The sequence below is a fragment of the uncultured Shewanella sp. genome, from assembly GCF_947491715.1.
Lineage (GTDB): Bacteria > Pseudomonadota > Gammaproteobacteria > Enterobacterales > Shewanellaceae > Shewanella.
The window spans coordinates 137,711-155,132 of the sequence record NZ_CANLKR010000003.1 but is presented as its reverse complement, the minus strand read 5'-3'; the positions used below and the strand labels follow the sequence as shown (position 1 = coordinate 155,132).

Below are 17,422 nucleotides of genomic sequence, written 5' to 3'. Positions count from 1 at the left end.
CACTATTTTATTTTTGATAAAAATTGAAGTGCTTTATCTAAATCTCGCGTACGAGTCATGGGCGGTAAAGAATGTAAAAAAGCCTGCCCATAATCTCGATTAACAATGCGGTTGTCACACAATATCAATACTCCACTGTCTTTTTCATCACGAATAAGCCTACCTACACCTTGATTTAACGATATAATGGCTTTAGGCAAAGCAATATCCATGAAGGGATCTTGAGCGATATCACCCATCGATTGTAATCGAGTACGAAACACCTTGTCATCAGGAGACACAAAAGGCAAACGCTCAATGATGACACAGCTTAATCGTTTACCTTTAACATCAACCCCTTCCCAAAAAGCCCCTGTTCCTAGTAAAACAGCATTACCTAGTTGTCTAAACTTTTTCAGTAAACCTTGTTTGCTATCTTGCCCTTGCACCAAAATAGGATAATCAACACAATGGTAGAGTGCTTGTGCCAGTTTTTCTAACATTCGATGGCTAGTCAATAAAATAAACGTGCGCCCTTTCGCTGCCTGAATAGCCTGAGTGCAAATATCGCGCATCTGCTTGACGGCAAGCCCTTCATTATTGACATTGGCTAAATGGCGTGGAACGCAAAATATCGCTTGTTTTTGATAATTAAAAGGACTCTCTAATAAGAGCTGTTGGGCGTTAACTAATCCTAAAGATTGACAAAACACATCCAATGTTTGATTCATCTGCAAGGTCGCGGAAGTCAATATCCAATGGGTTTGTCCGTTAAAGATTTTTTGACATTCTCCAGCAATGTTCTTCGGTGTCATCATCAAGCGAAGATCAGGCTTTGAACAATCAATACGATACAATAATTGAGGATGATTACATTCAAAAAATGAACGTAATTTACCCTCGAATACAGTAAATTTTTTCGCTTGATTATCTAAAGCATAACTGCGTTCTTCATGTCTTGCGAGCAATGCAACTAACTCACCAAGGGAGTCTAATAAGCGGCCTGCAGACTGAGCTAACGCTTTATCTGACATCAAGTGCTTTCCATCAGTAACGCCACGCTCTCTTACTGAGTTTTGCCAATCCGATAACGTTTCAGAGCAAGCCATCGCTAAACGCGCTATCTGCGCGGTATCTCCAAGACTTTGACGCTGTATATGTGCAATCAAATTAAGTAGTCGAGTCAAATAACTCATTGATAATTGTTGGCCTAAATACGAGAAAGTCATATCTGGTAACTGATGCGCCTCATCAAAAATAACCGCGTCCGCATTAGGCAATAAGGTATTAAGCGTGGCCTCTTGCAATAGCTTATCAGCAAAAAATAAATGATGATTAACCACAATAATGTTGGCATCTAACGTACGCAAACGAGCCTTACGCGTAAAACACACATCAAAATACTGGCAATCTTGCCCACTGCAACCTTCCTTTTGGCTACGCACTTTATCCAATGACGGTGAAAACTCTGATACCGCGGTTAATCCACCCAGATCACCATCTCTCGTTTTATCCGCCCATTGATGAATACGCAAAATATCATCTAAGTGCTCAGGGGGGATAAACTGAGGATCCCTTAATAATTCAAATAACTTTAGTTGGCAGAGATAATTACTGCGACCTTTTAATAAAGCCACTTTAGGGGTTAACTTCAGTATGGAAAGTAGAGCGGGAATATCTTGATAAACAAGCTGCTCTTGCAAATTTTTTGTTCCCGTACTAATGATCACTTGCTGCCCACTAAGCAAAGCAGGGACTAAGTAAGCAAAGGTTTTTCCTATTCCGGTTCCCGCCTCCACCACTAAAGGCTCAGTCCCTTTTAACGCTCCACTTACCGCTTCTGTCATCTTGCACTGAGCATCTCTCACACGATAATTTGGAATATGTTGAGCAAGCAAGCCGGCTTTGGAAAAAACGGCAAGACTTTGCTTGGCAAGTTGACGGGTCAAAACAATAAATACTCTCAATTAACGACAGAAAAACGTATTATCCTGATCTACAGGCATATCACAAGTACAAAGGTTGTAACAAAGTTGTTTCTTAACAGTAATTTTAAATGCTTATTTTTAGGTATTTTGGCCCAATAAACTCGCTTAAATACGCATTTCTTCATGAGCGAAAATTAGTTGTTGCAATCATCAGAAAAAGTGACTACCTTAAATTAACGCTGACGCGAAGCACTTGAACTTTGTTTCTTGCGCCTCTTTTTAAATCGCCTCAGCATGACCCTATTTAGGTTCGTTGACTTAGTACGTTGAACGAGCCACTAATGAGAGAATTAACCATGACACAGCTTCCAAGCACTATCCATCATCACCATCATCAGCGGTAGCCTTCGGAAGCTCACTGCCGAAGGAATGATCCCTTCTGGCGGTTGATTAATACTTTCAAAAACCCTCAGAAGAAATTCTGGGGGTTTTTTCTTTTTAAGCCCCCTAATAAAAAACGATTAGCGTATTTTTTTATTGTATAAAATTTAATTTAACACTTAATTATCAAGTTCATAGGAACGTATTATGTCTGAGTCAAATCGCTTACGTATCGCCATTCAAAAATCAGGTCGTCTATCAAAAGAGTCACTTAAGTTATTGAAAAGCTGCGGCGTAAAATTCAATATTAACGAGCAACGTCTTATCGCACACGCTGACAACATGCCCATCGATTTACTACGTGTTCGTGACGATGACATTCCAGGTCTGATTATGGACGGTGTGGTTGACCTTGGTTTTATTGGCGAAAATGTCCTTGAAGAAGAACAAATTGAACGGGAAATGCTGGGTAAACCGGCCCTCTTTAATAAACTAAGGCAACTGGATTTCGGTGCCTGCCGGTTATCGCTAGCCGTGCCTAATGAATTTGACTATCAAGATGCTAGCTCATTAGAAGGGTTACGCATTGCCACCTCTTACCCCAATTTACTTCGCCGCTATATGCAAGAAAAAGGCATTAACTACCGTGATTGTATGCTCAAAGGCTCAGTTGAAGTCGCGCCTCGTGCAGGCTTGTCAGACGGTATTTGTGATTTGGTCTCTACTGGCGCAACACTAGAAGCAAACGGCTTATACGAAACCGAGGTCATTTATCGTTCTACCGCTTGCTTAATTCAATCAACCCAAACACAAGATAACGATAAACAAGCCTTAATTAATAAAATCCTCTCACGCATCAATGGTGTCGTTCGCGCCAAAGAAAGCAAATATATTTTGCTGCACGCGCCAACCGAAAAATTAGATGAAATCGTTTCATTACTACCTGGAGCTGAAAACCCTACCATTTTACCGCTCAATGATGACAGTAATCGTGTCGCTATCCACGTCGTGAGCACGGAAGATTTGTTTTGGGATACCATGGAAACCTTAACTCAGTTGGGCGCCAGCTCCATTCTTGTCATGCCAATCGAAAAAATGATGGGGTAAGCGTATGCAGATCCTAACGTGGCAATCTTTATCTGATACAAAAAAACGCCAAGCACTCACACGCTCGCCCATGACGCAAAGTCAGCAGCTCGAGCAAGATGTCAGTCAAATCATCAATACCGTGATCAGTCAAGGCGATCAAGCCTTGCGTGATTACAGCCAAGCATTTGATGGTATCACCTTAGACACTATTAAGCTCAATGACAGTGTCATTCAACAAGCCGTTGACAATGTGAGTGACAACTTAAAAGCGGCCATTGAACACGCCATGGATAATATCAGTCGTTTTCATAGCGCTCAGCAGTTTCAGAGTATTGATATCGCCTCTAATGGGATCCGCTGTGAACTTCGCTCTGAGGCCATTGAAAAAGTCGGATTGTATATTCCTGGCGGCAGTGCTCCGCTCATTTCAACCGTCATGATGCTTGCCCTTCCCGCTAAAATCGCGGGTTGTCAGCAACGCGTGCTTGTTAGCCCCCCTCCAATCGATGATGCGATTGTTTATGCGGCAACGGCTTGCGGCATAAAAGAGATTTACCAAGTCGGTGGTGCCCAAGCCATTGCGGCACTCGCCTTTGGCACAGAAAGTGTCCCTAAGGTGGATAAAATCTTTGGCCCAGGAAATCGCTTCGTCACTGAAGCTAAACGTAATGTTAGCCAAGATCCTCGCACTCTTGTGAGTATCGATATGCCTGCGGGCCCATCAGAAGTGTTAGTGATTGCCGATAGTCAAGCCAATCCAGAGTTTGTGGCTGCCGATTTATTATCACAAGCCGAACACGGGCCGGATTCTCAAGTGATCCTCGTCACTGATAGCATGACCTTAGCCAGCCAAGTGAGTATTTCGCTGAATGAACAATTAGCACAACTTTCTCGTGTCGATATTGCCACACAAGCCTTAGCACAAAGCCGCACTATTGTAGTCAATACCTTAGCCGAAGCGGTACAAGTCTCTAATCAATATGGGCCTGAGCACTTAATTATTCAAACCCAATCGCCTCGAACGCTCCTCAAAGATATTCGCGCCGCAGGTTCGGTATTTTTAGGCGCTTATACGCCAGAATCGGTAGGTGATTATGCCAGTGGCACCAATCATGTTTTACCCACTTATGGCCATAGCCGCACAGTATCCAGCCTGTCGTTAAGCGATTTTTGTCGTCGCTTCACCGTGCAAGAGCTTAGCCCTCAAGGCTTAACTCACTTAAGTGACACAGTAATGACATTGGCTTCAGCTGAGCGGCTCGATGCACACAAACAAGCTGTAGCCATTAGACTTGCAAACATCAATGCTGATGATCCGTTATAACCCTTAATCAGTAACGATTTAGCAATGAAAGTAACCCATACACAATACGATTAACAGGCTATACCCATGATACTTGAAGATGCAGGATTCAGCTGGAATTAAAAGCCTTTTAGACAAGGCTTTGAACAGCGTGCTTAGTGATTCTAAGCTGGTGTTCAGTAACGCAGCATAAAAGGCTTTTAAACCAGCCCCTTGGGAGTCTGTAAAATCACCTACTTCTGCGTTGCATCACCTTAAGCATTCCTGCAATAATACGCCTTGAATTAGGCACTTTTACAGGCTCTGAAAACATGCATCTTCAAGTATCACGGGTATAAAATGAGGGACAAAAAAGAATGACTCAATCCAACTCGCTTAATTTGGCTCAACGCCTTGCACGTCCAGAGCTATTGGAACTGGAAGTCTACCAATCCGCTCGTCGAATTGGCGGACAAGGTGATATTTGGATAAATGCTAATGAGTCGCCTTTTAATAACAGCGAAATTAATAATATCAACCGTTATCCAGAGTGTCAGCCACCAGCGCTGTTAAAAGCCTATAGCCAATATGCCAATATTGACACAACACAGCTTATCGTCAGTCGTGGTGCAGACGAAGCCATAGAATTATTGATCCGCACTTTTTGTATTCCTAGCCAAGACAATATCGCTATTTTTGGTCCAACTTACGGCATGTACGCCATCAGTGCATGTACCTTTAATGTTGGCGTAAAAGCATTATCTTTAACTCAGGATTATAATTTACCTCAAGATTATATTGCCCAAGTCACGGGTGCTAAACTGGTGTTTATCTGTAATCCCAATAATCCAACAGGCACGATTATTGGAAAAGCAAGGCTCATTGATATCATTCAAAGCCTTCCCAACCAACTTGTGGTCGTCGACGAAGCCTACATTGAGTTTTGTCCTGAATTTAGCGTTAGCGATTTAATCGATGCATACCCAAATCTAGTGGTACTGCGGACCTTGTCTAAAGCGTTTGCCCTTGCAGGTGCCCGCTGCGGTTTTTTGCTCGCCAATAAGAACATCATTGACATGGTGATGCGAGTAATAGCCCCCTACCCCATTGCAGAGCCAGTCAATCAAATTGCGACTCAGGCCTTAAAGCCGCTCTCATTAATTCTGATGCAACAGCAAGTGGATGCCCTCAAACATCAAGGTCAACGCTTAACCCAAGCAATCGAGCAATATGGTGCCAACACTTTGCCCGCATATGGCAACTATGTGCTGGCCGAATTTAGCAACATTGGTTTCGTCGTGCAAAGGCTAAAGTCGACTGGCATAGTCGCTAGATGTTATAGCGATCCTCGATTGGCCAGCGCGATCCGTTTTAGCTTTACCAATGAAGAGCAAACCAATCGCATCATCCACTTTTTCAACGAACTCAAGTACACTGCTCCTCAATCAGCAGAGTCCTAATTTACATTTACAATAAAGATTTATATTAAAGGTAAGTACTCACATGAAACAAAAAATCCTTTTTATTGATAGAGATGGCACCATAATTGAAGAGCCCGTTACCGATAAACAAGTGGATAGCTTAGCCAAATTAGTGTTTGAGCCTAATGTCATTCCTGCACTGTTAAAACTTCAAAAAGCCGGTTTTCGTCTCGTCATGGTGAGTAACCAAGACGGATTAGGCACGCCGTCTTTTCCTAAAGATGACTTTGATGCACCGCAAAACATGATGATGCAAATACTGCAAAGTCAGGGAATTCAATTTGATGATGTCCTCATTTGCCCCCATTTTGATGATGAGAATTGCAGCTGCCGCAAACCTAAATTGGGCTTAGTGAAAGACTACTTAACACAAGGAAAAATTGACTTTACTCAATCTGCCGTGATTGGTGATAGAGAAACCGATTTAGGATTAGCCGATGCCATGGGTATTCAAGGCATACAATATCACCCTAAAACCCGTAATTGGAACAAAATTTGCGATCAACTGCTTAGCCGTCATCGAGTGGCAACGGTCGTGCGTACTACAAAAGAAACCGACATTCGCGTGACTGTGGATCTTGATACCAATCAAAAAGGTAAAATAGACACAGGGATCGGCTTTTTTGACCATATGTTAGATCAAATCTCAACCCATGGTCAGTTTAAAATGGATGTGGAGGTCGATGGCGATCTTGAAATAGACGATCATCACAGCGTGGAAGACACGGCACTAGCCATCGGTGACGCACTGCGTCAAGCCTTAGGCGACAAACGCGGTATTGCCCGTTTTGGCTTTAGTATTCCCATGGATGAAGCACAAGCCCAGTGTTTATTAGACTTATCAGGTCGCCCTTTTATTAAATTTGACGGCGAATTTGACCGTGAAATGGTGGGCAGTATGGCTACCGAAATGGTGCCTCATTTCTTTCGTTCACTCTCCGATGGCCTGCGCTGCACATTACATTTATCGACCATCGGCGATAATGACCATCATAAAGTCGAAAGTTTATTCAAAGTCTTTGGCCGTACATTACGTCAAGCCGTCACCATTGAAAGTGACGCATTACCTTCAAGCAAAGGTGTGTTATGAACTTAGCCGCTTCTCAAACTCAGCCTGTCGATACCACTGTCATTATTGATACAGGTTGTGCGAACCTCAGCTCTGTGCGTTTTGCTTTTGAACGACTCAATCATCAAGACCGAACTGACATTATCGTGACTGACGATCCGACCCTCATCAAATCGGCCACACGCGTCGTATTACCGGGTGTGGGCAGTGCAGGCGCCGCTATGGCTTCCCTTGAACAAAAACAGCTTATTGAGGTGATAAAAGCCCTCACTCAACCTGTATTGGGTGTGTGTCTTGGCATGCAAATGCTCACCACCCTTTCAAGCGAAGGCGGCAGTCAAGCACAACAATGTGACTGTTTAGATCTTATTCCAACACACATCACCGAATTAGACAGTCAAGGGGCGCCGCTACCCCACATGGGCTGGAATCAAATCACACCGTCATCGCATCCTTTATTTGCGGATATCGATGCCGGCAGTTACGTTTATTTTGTTCACAGTTACCGCGCCCCGCTCAGCGACTATAGTATCGCCCAATGCCAATATGGTGAGACTTTTAGTGCGGCCATCGCCAAAGGCAACTTCATGGGAGTGCAATTTCATCCAGAAAAAAGTGCACTCATTGGCGCTAAGATCCTCAGCAACTTTCTCAATATGGACAGCAATACGGATCTTTCAGCATTCACATTTTTCAACTCAAATGAGGCCAACACATGATTATTCCCGCTATTGATCTTATTGACGGACAAGTTGTGCGCCTCTATCAAGGGGATTATGCGCAGCAGACCACCTTTAACTTAAGTCCATTAGAGCAATTACAATCTTATCAAGCGCAAGGGGCGAATTTGTTGCATATCGTTGATTTAACCGGCGCCAAAGATCCCAATAAACGACAAACCGCATTAATTAAAACCCTCGTTGATGGCCTTCACACTCAAATACAAGTGGGCGGCGGCATTCGCAGTGAAGCTCAAGTTGCCGAGTTACTTGACTTAGGGGTAAGCCGAGTCGTGATAGGTTCTCTTGCTGTTAGCCAACCAGAATTGGTCCAATCTTGGTTAAAAAAATACGGCGCCGATGCCATTTGTTTAGCCCTCGATGTCAATATTAATGAACAAGGCGAAAAAATCGTCGCGGTATCAGGCTGGCAATCCGGCGGGGGCAAAACATTAGAGTCGCTTGTGGACCAATTTTCTCCCTTTGGGCTAAAACATGCGCTCGTGACCGACATCAGTAAAGACGGCACCTTAACCGGTGCCAATACTGCCCTGTATACCGATATTGCGCAGCGTTATCCCCATATCCAATGGCAAGCATCTGGCGGTATTGCCACCCTCAATGATGTCGCTGCAGTGAGAGACAGCGGCGCCTGCGGAATTATTATTGGTAAAGCCTTACTCATTGAAGCCTTTGATGTAACAGAAGCCATCAATTGTTGGCCCAATGCAAAAGAGGGAATGTCATGCTAGCAAAACGTATTGTCCCCTGTTTAGATGTTAAAGAAGGAAAAGTCGTTAAAGGCGTGCAGTTTCGTAACCACGAAATTGTGGGAGATATTGTTCCGCTTTCGGCCCGTTATGCCGCAGAAGGGGCTGATGAATTGGTATTTTACGATATTACCGCCAGCGCTCATGACAGGATCATTGATAAATCTTGGGTCAGCCGTGTTGCAGAACAAATTGATATTCCATTTTGTGTTGCAGGCGGTATAAAAAGCCTTGAACAAGCTCGGCAATTACTGGCCTATGGAGCAGATAAAATATCCGTCAACTCCCCCGCATTAAGCGATCCCTCCCTTATCGCAAGGCTGCAAAATGAATTTGGCCGCCAATGTATTGTCATTGGTATCGACTCTTATTTTGATAAAGAGAGTCAAAGCTATAAAGTGAAGCAGTTTACGGGGGATGAAGCTGCCACTAAAGACACCCAATGGTATACCCAAGACTGGGTAGAAGAAGTGCAAAAGCAAGGCTGCGGTGAAATTGTGCTAAATGTGATGAATCAAGATGGTGTCAGACAGGGCTATGATCTCAAGCAATTATCAATGATCCGCCGCCTCTGTGATGTGCCCCTTATTGCTTCTGGTGGTGCGGGCACAATGGCCCATTTTAAAGATGTGTTTACTGAAGCCAATGTCGATGCCGCCCTCGCTGCCAGTGTATTTCATAAAGCCATTATCGATATTCAAGCGCTAAAGACGTATTTGCAAAAAGAAGGTATTGCCATCAGGCGCTAACCTATCCTTAATGCCATGAGTCAATACATATTTTTATCAAAACAAACACGAATAGGTTCCCCAAAACACCTTCAATTCAATGGGGCATAGGATAACATTATGACAGACACGCTTATCACACAACTTGATTGGAATAAACAAGATGGCCTCATTCCTGCTGTCGTTCAAAACCACTTAAGTGGTAAAGTCCTGATGCTAGGTTACATGAATAAAGCCGCCTTAGAAAAAACCCTTAGCACTCGGCAAGTCACTTTTTTCAGTCGCAGTAAACAAAGGCTTTGGACAAAAGGAGAAAGCTCTAATAATACACTTGAGCTGGTGAGCATTGACACTGATTGTGATAATGACAGCTTATTAGTGCAAGTCTTACCCAATGGACCCACCTGCCATTTAGGCACTGAAAGCTGCTGGAAAGACGGCGAAAGCCACAGCTTTATTGACAATTTATCTCAGCTTGTTGCTTCGCGTAAAGGTCAAGATCCTAACAGCAGCTACACGGCTTATTTATTTGAACGTGGCACTAAACGCATTGCACAAAAAGTCGGTGAAGAAGGCTTAGAAACGGCGCTCGCCGCAGCGACTCATGATAAACCAGAGCTGATTGATGAAGCCTCAGATCTTCTTTATCATTTACTGGTATTACTTGAAGATCAAGAATTAAGCTTAAGTGATATCACGCAAAACCTAATGCAACGCCACAACAAAGCGACACAAACCGATAAATAACGATGTAATTTAAAGTTAAATTTAATGACTTGCTGAGACTCATTATCCCTAATTCAGGTTAGATAAACAATATCAGCTCAAGTGTTATCAATTGAGCTGATATTTACTGCGCTTGCACTACCTGTAATACAAAAACAAGACTAACCTTTGGGCTCCATTGGCGGCCTCAAAGACCTTTGACTGGCATCGCACATAATATCCCCTTGCTTATTCTTCAGTTTTTTTTGATCCAGCGCACAGCCTTGCTGTCCTTTGAGGCAACCTAAGATCTGATTTTTAGCAGGTAAATTAACATGGTAGTGATACCCTGACTAACAGCTTGTTCATCAATTGATAAGGTCGATGCGGTCGCAAGCGGTTGTTGGGACTCATGAGCAAAACTCAGAGACATGTAACCGACCGATATTGAGCCCAATAAAAAATAAATCACTGATTGTGAAAAAGACATAATCAAGATCCCTTTTGAAACACGCCTGTTATGATCATAGACGAAATCTCATACTACTAAGACCAATAGGTCGATAATCTGGTTTATGTTAGTCCTTTTGCTATACTTTTTTAACACTAAAACTATATTCCAACTCTCTATAATATGAGTGAGCTAATGCTATTAATTGAATGATATGACAAGTAGTAGATTAAAAAGTGTAGGTATTAACTATAACAAGAAATTGATATCTCAATGATTAACGGTATGACAGGAGTAAACATGCGATTAATCAAAAAAACTAAGGTGCTGTTCAAACGAAAAATCAGTCAAATTGCATTGATGTATTATATCTTTATTTCAGTGCAAAATAAGTACGCTACTTTGCTCTTGTATAAATTAGCGCATTCCTATCCTGTTTGCCGTAAATTGCATTTAGTCGATGTGTTATCAGATAAAAAAAGCCATCAAATTGTCAAAAAAGAACGCCTGTACACATTGATTTAGAGAAATTAAAGCACTTGCCCAAAGATAGTTTTGGTCACCAGCTCTACTTGCATGCACAAACAACACCACTATTCACACATCATAATAAGGATAAAAATGATTATGCCTATATCATCAATAGGCTTGTCGTCACCCATGACATTTATCATGTCCTGCTTGATGTCGACACAACATTTGCCTCAGAAGCGCGTATTGCTGGTTTTAGCTCTATCCAACATCCCTATTACTTAAGCCCTATTATCAATGTCTGTGCCGGCTTAATATGGTGCAGCTTAAACCATCCCCACCGTGTTAGTCGTGTCATTGATGAATTTATTAAAGGCCGCAACATAGGCAAAGACGCTAAGAAGGTGTTTCACATCGAATGGGATAGCCTCTATGAAGAAAAAGCCGAAACGGTCAGAGCTGATCTCAATATCGTACTTTGATACGATAATTTGTAAAAATAACTGGCCAAATACACTATAGTTAATAAGTAAATATTAAATTAACAGTTTTAAAATTTAATTTAAGCTCTTTAGGCTGCGTAAACTCATACGCCATCTGGTGATTTGTATATTGAAATGAATTAAAAATAAAACAGCATGCCGAATAACTTCAACTCAGGTACTTATATTGCCCGCTAAAACCTTACCAATCGAATGGACCTTGTTACTTTCCCTGATTAAATTCAAACTTATTTTTGTTTTATTTCTACCCTTGCTCGCAAAAATTAAATTCAATATTTCTAAAATCACTCATCACAAACTAGTCATTAAACTTCCCCTTAAGCGCATCAATAAAAATTACTATCATAGTCTCTATTTTGGCGCACAAACCATGATGGCTGAAGCCCTGCCTTACCTTTACATCTATCAGATTATTAAACCAGATATTAAACAATACCATATTGTCACTCAATCTTTTGAGAGTCATTTTTATCACAAAGCGGATAGACCCTTATATTTGTCATTAAAGCAGTCGCCCAACACACTAAAACACATTTTTAAATCGCTTAATAAGCAACCCAGTAAACACAGCCTCACATTCGTTATTAATGGTTTTTGCTTCAAAGATCATCGAGCTCAACGAGTGAGCCAATTTATCGTCAAGTTACACATCAAATCCAAAGTTCCTCCCCCTTCATGTCATCAATAAAACAACACATTCATGCAGATTAACCTTGTATTGAGAACTCTGTTTTCAAGTCCGAAATTGTCATGATATCTTAGTGTTGACTCACCTAACTTCTGCTACAATCGGCGGCAAATTAAGCCCACTTCTTTTTTGATAGGTATCCCTCAATGAACCTTGCTGATAAAGTATTAGTCGTTAATGATAATCTTCCTATTCGTACCGAAAAACCTGTCCACTCAGGAAAAGTCCGAAGCGTTTATTGGTTAACTGACAGTGACAGTGCCCGTTTAATTGCAGAAAAAGGCTATGATGTGCCTGCCGATACCCCCCTTGCCATCATGGTCATAAGCGATCGCATTTCTGCCTTTGATTGTATCTGGAGAGGCGAAGATGGTTTAAATGGTGTACCAGGTAAAGGCATGGCACTCAATGCCATTTCAAACCATTGGTTCACACTATTTAAAGACAAAGGCTTAGCCGATAGCCATATCTTAGATATTCCACATCCTCTCGTATGGATAGTTCAAAAAGCACGCCCTGTGATGATAGAAGCCATTGCTCGACAATATATTACAGGATCAATGTGGCGCAGTTACAGCCAAGGTGAGCGAGATTTTTGTGGGATCACCCTTCCCGAAGGGCTTAATAAAGATCAAAAATTACCTGAACTGCTCATTACCCCTTCAACTAAAGGCATCTTAACTGGCCTTGAGGGCGTACCTGAGGCAGATGATGTCAATGTATCTCGTGCGGATATTTTACGTCACCTTAAAGGGTTTCATTTTAATAATGAACAAGATGTTGATTTATACGAGAAGCTATTAAAAGAAGGTTTTGACGTGATCAGTGATGCATTGGCCAAACAAAATGAAATTTTTGTTGATACCAAATTTGAGTTTGGTTATGTCAAAGATACCCAAGGCAATGATAAATTAATCTATATGGACGAAGTAGGAACACCCGATAGTTCGAGAATTTGGGAAGGCCATTCTTTTTCACAAGGCAAGATCATCGAACAATCAAAAGAAGGCTTTAGACAATGGTTACTCAATCATTTCCCTGAGCCAGACATTCTCCTCAATAAAAACCGCATGCCAGAACGCTTAGCATTAGCGGCTGACAATCCGCTACCACAAGAAATCATGATGATGATTTCAGACACTTATATTGGAATCGCTGAAAAAATTATTGGTCAAAGTTTGTCAATAAGTCAAAATCCAAAACAAGAGATCATTGATGTCCTCAGAAATGAGTACCAACTTATTGATTAAATAAGGAAAGAGTATGGACTCTGGAGGTTCCTTTAAGTTAACTCTCGAGAGTCCAGCATAAAAGTCATTAAAAATATCAAATTCAACCGTTAAAATAGTATTGAATCAATGGGTATTAAGTTTATCTCATCTATAAACGGGCAAGCCAAACGTGTGACAATGTGTCTACAACTAACACTATTAATATGAACATCATAACGCATACGAACTTAATTCAGCTAACGTTATAAAAACTTAGATTTTATATAACTCGATGTTGTCAATATTAAATCAGTCCACTTGGCAATCAAATTCTACATCAGGCCAAATCGATAAAATTTCGTTATGCTGATCGACCTGAGAGAAACGTTCCCAATGCACGCCATTAATGTCCGTTTCAGACGTAAAGCTACCCGCTTTAGGATCTTCCCATCCTAAATGACGAATGGGCCGCTCAGACTGATCGGGTGTCAAACGAATAGAAAAGTTCAATATCTCAGTACGCCAAAGAGCATATTCTCCCGAAATGACTACCTCTGGCTCACATCCTAATTTTTGATTATAAAGAGTAATAGACTCATCAATATCTTTCACTGCAAGGGCAACATGAAACCTTTTCATAAGTAAACCTCTCATAGGATAAAGCAGCCGTTATTTTACGCTTATTTTGTTTAAAAAACACTCCAATGCAAAAAAGCACACCATCACTTGAAATACTATTCAATTGCGATAGTCCGTTATCACGGGCGAACATACGAGCTCAGTTTAAAATCACCCTGATTTCATCACGCCAGCTGCAAAAACCTCTTTCTTCGGTAAGATATTCCACCCCATGGTGTTATATACATAATAGCGGAAATACCCTAAGTACTCATGCAGAGCAAAATCCATTAGTGCAAACTCATACCCACTCGGCAACCAAGAAACGGACGCAACCACATAATCCCCTCGAATAGGGATAGCATTAATACCAAAATGGTTGAAGTATTGTTCACTGCGGCGCAAATGTAGTCCTGAAGTCACCAACACAATTCGGCTATTTTGTTGATTAAAAGTAGTAAAATCATGATCAAACTCTAAAATGCGTCGAGTAAATTCAGCATTTTGCCAAGTATTCATACTATTAGGTTCAGTGATTATCATGTTTTCTGGTACACCCAAAGACACTAACACATGTTTATATACTTTGGCTTCAGCCTCACCGTTCTGCAAAGGATCACCACCAGAAACAATCACCCAACATACAGACTTCGTTTGCTGACAATACTGATACTGAATAGCCGTTTCGGTTATTCGGCCATAAGCAAAAAAAGGCGGTTCAACGTCATGAGTACGAGGCACCTTAACGGTACCCGCCCCCAATAAAATAATGACATTATTCTCACGCCATGAGACATTCGGTTTCACTTGATAGTCTTGTTGTAACGCATTTAATAAATACCTCGGAGCAACACCAGTACCTACCCCAAAAAACAACACCAAGGTCAATAATACAAGCATATAACGTGTTTTTCGCCATCGAAGAACAGAGGCTAACAGTATCAATATCACTAAAATGATAAACAATAGAAAACTCATGAATAATCCTTTTTTAATCCGTTAAAAAGGCTCCCATGATGATAAGCAAGAGCCTACAACATAATATAGCGTATAACTTTACCCAAAACATTTAATTAAAAACAACTTAAAAAACAAAAAGTTGAATAACACACTCTTATAATTAACACTTCATTGCAGTTTGAAGGAATCAAAATCTTCAAATTTGGTATTGGAAAATAATGGATTTATGAAGCATTTACTGACTCTGTTGAATGCATCACTAATGACTTTGGCGATCCCGCCGTTGGGCTAGTCAAAGCCTGTTATGTGGTTGAATAGTTGTCTGCATTAACGAGGAGTCTGTAACCCCTTAATTAACCCTTAATCCCAAAATAAAGACATGGTTTTAACACAGAAATAAAAAATATTTTGAACATGCCATAATGATGATGATCCATCCGTGTTGTATATAAACTATTTACATTGTCTCCCTAATTAAATAGCACCAAAAGTCTTACTCAATATTATGGCACTGGATCCACACGAGTGAAACAGTGGAAGTTTGTGCCTGCCAACTGGGTAGGGTAGTACGATAAAGTGCATTTTGTTTAGCAATCACAACATCACCGTATTGGCTTTTAAAGGTGATCTCGTTCAACGCAGATTTTATCAATATTGCGGCACCAGCACCTAAAAGGCCATGACCACATAAATTAAGTCTAAGGGAGCAAATAGCCAATAAGATAAATATCAGTCATTAATTGTAAAATGTAAAATAAACTCTTAACCTGATAATTGAAATCAATAAGTCATTAAACCTAACTTGCTCTACCCCCAATTAAGCAAGATTAATTAAAATAATTAGATAAAAGCAACAATGATAATGCCTTGCATCTTGTTATCGCACGACACTGATCCAACCCTTTTGTTAAATAACATCTTGATAAATAACATCTTGATAAGTAAAAAGTTAAAAACGAATCAAGCGCCATCTTGGTTAAGGTCTAAGTTAAGGTCTAAGTTAAGGTCTAAGTTAAGGTCTAAGTTAAGGTCTAAACCCATTGGCGCTACCTAAACCCATAATGTGTGAAGAGGCATCGTTAATTTGGCACCTCCAATATCAACGAAACTCATCAAGCTGAGTTCAAGTTAAATCGAAGTGGCTAAAAGTTACTATTAATGAGGGCTATCGCCTTTAACGAAGGCTCGCTTTTTGAAGTAACTTAAAACTGCATTCAAGCTCTTTTATAATAAGTAAAGTAAGCTTATCTTCGAAAGAAGTATGTAAATGAAACTTTAGTTGATAACAATCTTTATCTTTACTAAGAGAATCACTCAAATTACGGGAAACGAACCCACCAGAGAAAAATTCATGCTTAGTACGTAAATTTTCAAACAATACGCCTGCAAGAAACTTACGATTATATAGGGTTAAAGAATAAGTTTCGTTTTCCAAAGTAAGTTCAAATTTTATCCTTTTTCTATATTTAATGAGTAAATTATTTACCCTAAGAACTCTCTCCATATTTTTAATTGAGTAGTTTAAAGACCCAATAACCCTTTTGTTTCCTACATTATGCTTCGTGAAAATATAATCTCGATTTCTAGATATATTTCTTCCTGTTGTAATATTAAGTTTATCAACTCCTTTCATTAGTGCTGAAGTTAGTTTATTTGATTTAATAAAAACATTTATATATTCAATAGCATCATTGAAAGCATCGACACTAAAAAACTCAGTTTTTCCATCACCTTCACTGTAATTCATAGAAAACTGCTCAAGGAGTAAGTGTAGGCTTTTCTCTAACTTAAATACAGATTCTGAGCTTATTACTAAAGAAAATGAATTAGCATAATCAGGCTCGCCCCACCACTTTTTAATGCTATCAGCACGGTTAAAAACATTATCTGCCTTACCTACTTTAAATGCTTTAAGCTTTGGATAAATTAACAAATAAATATTAGTCATATAATAAATAACCTAAAACTTGGATTGCCATAATAACCGACACACTTTAACCTAGAGAAGAGAATAAGTTGCCTATAGCTTCAATCTCTCAGAAAATCAGCCTAAGTTATTAAATGATAAACGAATATAAGCAGTTCACTTTAAAAGAAATATACCAGATTGAAACACTAAGTAAACAAAATTTTAGTACTAAAATTATTGCCAAGCAATTGAAAAATTGTAATAAAGGCCATATCGAATGATCTAACATGTTGCGCTTGTAGTCATTATTGTGGTGATACGGCTCAAGCTATTATGAATAATCAACTGATTTTGAAAACAAAACCCCAGATAAATCAAAATATTGTCTTGATATTTACGTAATATCAATTTTAGCCCTAAGCAAATAACTGGTCACATGGTACAAAAAAAGTTACCGAAATATCGACTAACACACTCTAT

17 protein-coding genes are annotated in these 17,422 nt (G+C 40.3%); 11 read left to right on the top strand and 6 right to left on the bottom strand.

The window, feature by feature from the left end; genetic code table 11:
* Nucleotides 1-2 precede the first annotated feature (2 nt).
* Nucleotides 3-1,928, bottom strand: coding sequence for an ATP-dependent DNA helicase (locus tag Q0779_RS04960; RefSeq protein ID WP_298770127.1), 1,926 nt, complete (start codon nt 1,926-1,928; stop codon nt 3-5).
* Between the two features lie 567 nt (nt 1,929-2,495).
* Between Q0779_RS04960 and hisG the strand changes: the two genes are divergently transcribed.
* From hisG to hisIE, 8 genes are all read left to right on the top strand, one after another.
* The gene (gene hisG, locus Q0779_RS04955) at nt 2,496-3,395 is read left to right on the top strand and encodes an ATP phosphoribosyltransferase (RefSeq protein ID WP_298770125.1); all 900 of its coding nucleotides are present in this window, start codon (nt 2,496-2,498) and stop codon (nt 3,393-3,395) included.
* Nucleotides 3,396-3,399: 4 nt separating this feature from the next.
* Nucleotides 3,400-4,701 (top strand): histidinol dehydrogenase, encoded by a 1,302-nt coding sequence (gene hisD / locus Q0779_RS04950; protein WP_298770123.1) that lies wholly within the window; start codon nt 3,400-3,402, stop codon nt 4,699-4,701.
* 335 nt (nt 4,702-5,036) lie between these two features.
* Entirely contained in the window at nt 5,037-6,119 is a 1,083-nt protein-coding gene (gene hisC / locus Q0779_RS04945) for a histidinol-phosphate transaminase (RefSeq protein ID WP_298770120.1), read from the top strand.
* A gap of 43 nt (nt 6,120-6,162) precedes the next feature.
* Nucleotides 6,163-7,230: a bifunctional histidinol-phosphatase/imidazoleglycerol-phosphate dehydratase HisB gene (gene hisB / locus Q0779_RS04940; protein WP_298770117.1), complete on the top strand. Its 1,068-nt coding sequence runs from the start codon at nt 6,163-6,165 to the stop codon at nt 7,228-7,230.
* On the top strand, nt 7,227-7,928 hold the full coding sequence (gene hisH, locus Q0779_RS04935) for an imidazole glycerol phosphate synthase subunit HisH (protein ID WP_298770115.1): 702 nt from the start codon (nt 7,227-7,229) through the stop codon (nt 7,926-7,928). The genes hisB and hisH overlap by 4 nt, the downstream gene beginning before the upstream one ends.
* Nucleotides 7,925-8,680 carry a 1-(5-phosphoribosyl)-5-[(5-phosphoribosylamino)methylideneamino]imidazole-4-carboxamide isomerase gene (hisA, locus tag Q0779_RS04930; RefSeq protein ID WP_298770112.1) on the top strand — a complete coding sequence of 252 codons (756 nt, stop codon included), beginning with the start codon at nt 7,925-7,927 and terminating at the stop codon, nt 8,678-8,680. Before hisH ends, hisA begins: the two co-directional genes overlap by 4 nt.
* Entirely contained in the window at nt 8,674-9,447 is a 774-nt protein-coding gene (gene hisF / locus Q0779_RS04925; protein WP_298770110.1) for an imidazole glycerol phosphate synthase subunit HisF, read from the top strand. Before hisA ends, hisF begins: the two co-directional genes overlap by 7 nt.
* Before the next feature lie 99 nt (nt 9,448-9,546).
* Entirely contained in the window at nt 9,547-10,173 is a 627-nt protein-coding gene (gene hisIE, locus Q0779_RS04920; RefSeq protein ID WP_298770108.1) for a bifunctional phosphoribosyl-AMP cyclohydrolase/phosphoribosyl-ATP diphosphatase HisIE, read from the top strand.
* Nucleotides 10,174-10,435: 262 nt separating this feature from the next.
* Here the strand turns inward: hisIE and Q0779_RS04915 are convergent, their stop codons facing one another.
* Nucleotides 10,436-10,621, bottom strand: a complete 186-nt coding sequence (locus Q0779_RS04915; RefSeq protein WP_298770106.1) for a hypothetical protein — start codon at nt 10,619-10,621, stop codon at nt 10,436-10,438.
* Between the two features lie 261 nt (nt 10,622-10,882).
* Here Q0779_RS04915 and Q0779_RS04910 point away from each other — a divergent pair, with 261 nt between their 5' ends.
* From Q0779_RS04910 to Q0779_RS04900, 3 genes are all read left to right on the top strand, one after another.
* On the top strand, nt 10,883-11,107 hold the full coding sequence (locus Q0779_RS04910; protein ID WP_298770104.1) for a hypothetical protein: 225 nt from the start codon (nt 10,883-10,885) through the stop codon (nt 11,105-11,107).
* A 14-nt stretch (nt 11,108-11,121) separates the two neighbouring features.
* Nucleotides 11,122-11,535: a Coq4 family protein gene (locus Q0779_RS04905; protein ID WP_298770103.1), complete on the top strand. Its 414-nt coding sequence runs from the start codon at nt 11,122-11,124 to the stop codon at nt 11,533-11,535.
* 855 nt (nt 11,536-12,390) lie between these two features.
* Entirely contained in the window at nt 12,391-13,494 is a 1,104-nt protein-coding gene (locus Q0779_RS04900; protein WP_298770101.1) for a phosphoribosylaminoimidazolesuccinocarboxamide synthase, read from the top strand.
* Nucleotides 13,495-13,764: 270 nt separating this feature from the next.
* On the opposite strand, the gene Q0779_RS04895 is transcribed toward Q0779_RS04900, so the two are convergent.
* The 4 genes from Q0779_RS04895 to Q0779_RS04880 form a co-directional block, all read right to left on the bottom strand.
* A complete protein-coding gene (locus Q0779_RS04895; protein WP_298770099.1) occupies nt 13,765-14,094 on the bottom strand; it encodes a hypothetical protein in 330 nt (109 codons plus the stop codon).
* Between the two features lie 150 nt (nt 14,095-14,244).
* A complete protein-coding gene (locus tag Q0779_RS04890) occupies nt 14,245-15,051 on the bottom strand; it encodes a YdcF family protein (RefSeq protein WP_298770097.1) in 807 nt (268 codons plus the stop codon).
* Between the two features lie 475 nt (nt 15,052-15,526).
* The gene (locus Q0779_RS04885; protein ID WP_298770095.1) at nt 15,527-15,685 is read right to left on the bottom strand and encodes a hypothetical protein; all 159 of its coding nucleotides are present in this window, start codon (nt 15,683-15,685) and stop codon (nt 15,527-15,529) included.
* A 522-nt stretch (nt 15,686-16,207) separates the two neighbouring features.
* On the bottom strand, nt 16,208-16,981 hold the full coding sequence (locus Q0779_RS04880; protein ID WP_298770093.1) for a GIY-YIG nuclease family protein: 774 nt from the start codon (nt 16,979-16,981) through the stop codon (nt 16,208-16,210).
* Nucleotides 16,982-17,422 lie beyond the last annotated feature (441 nt).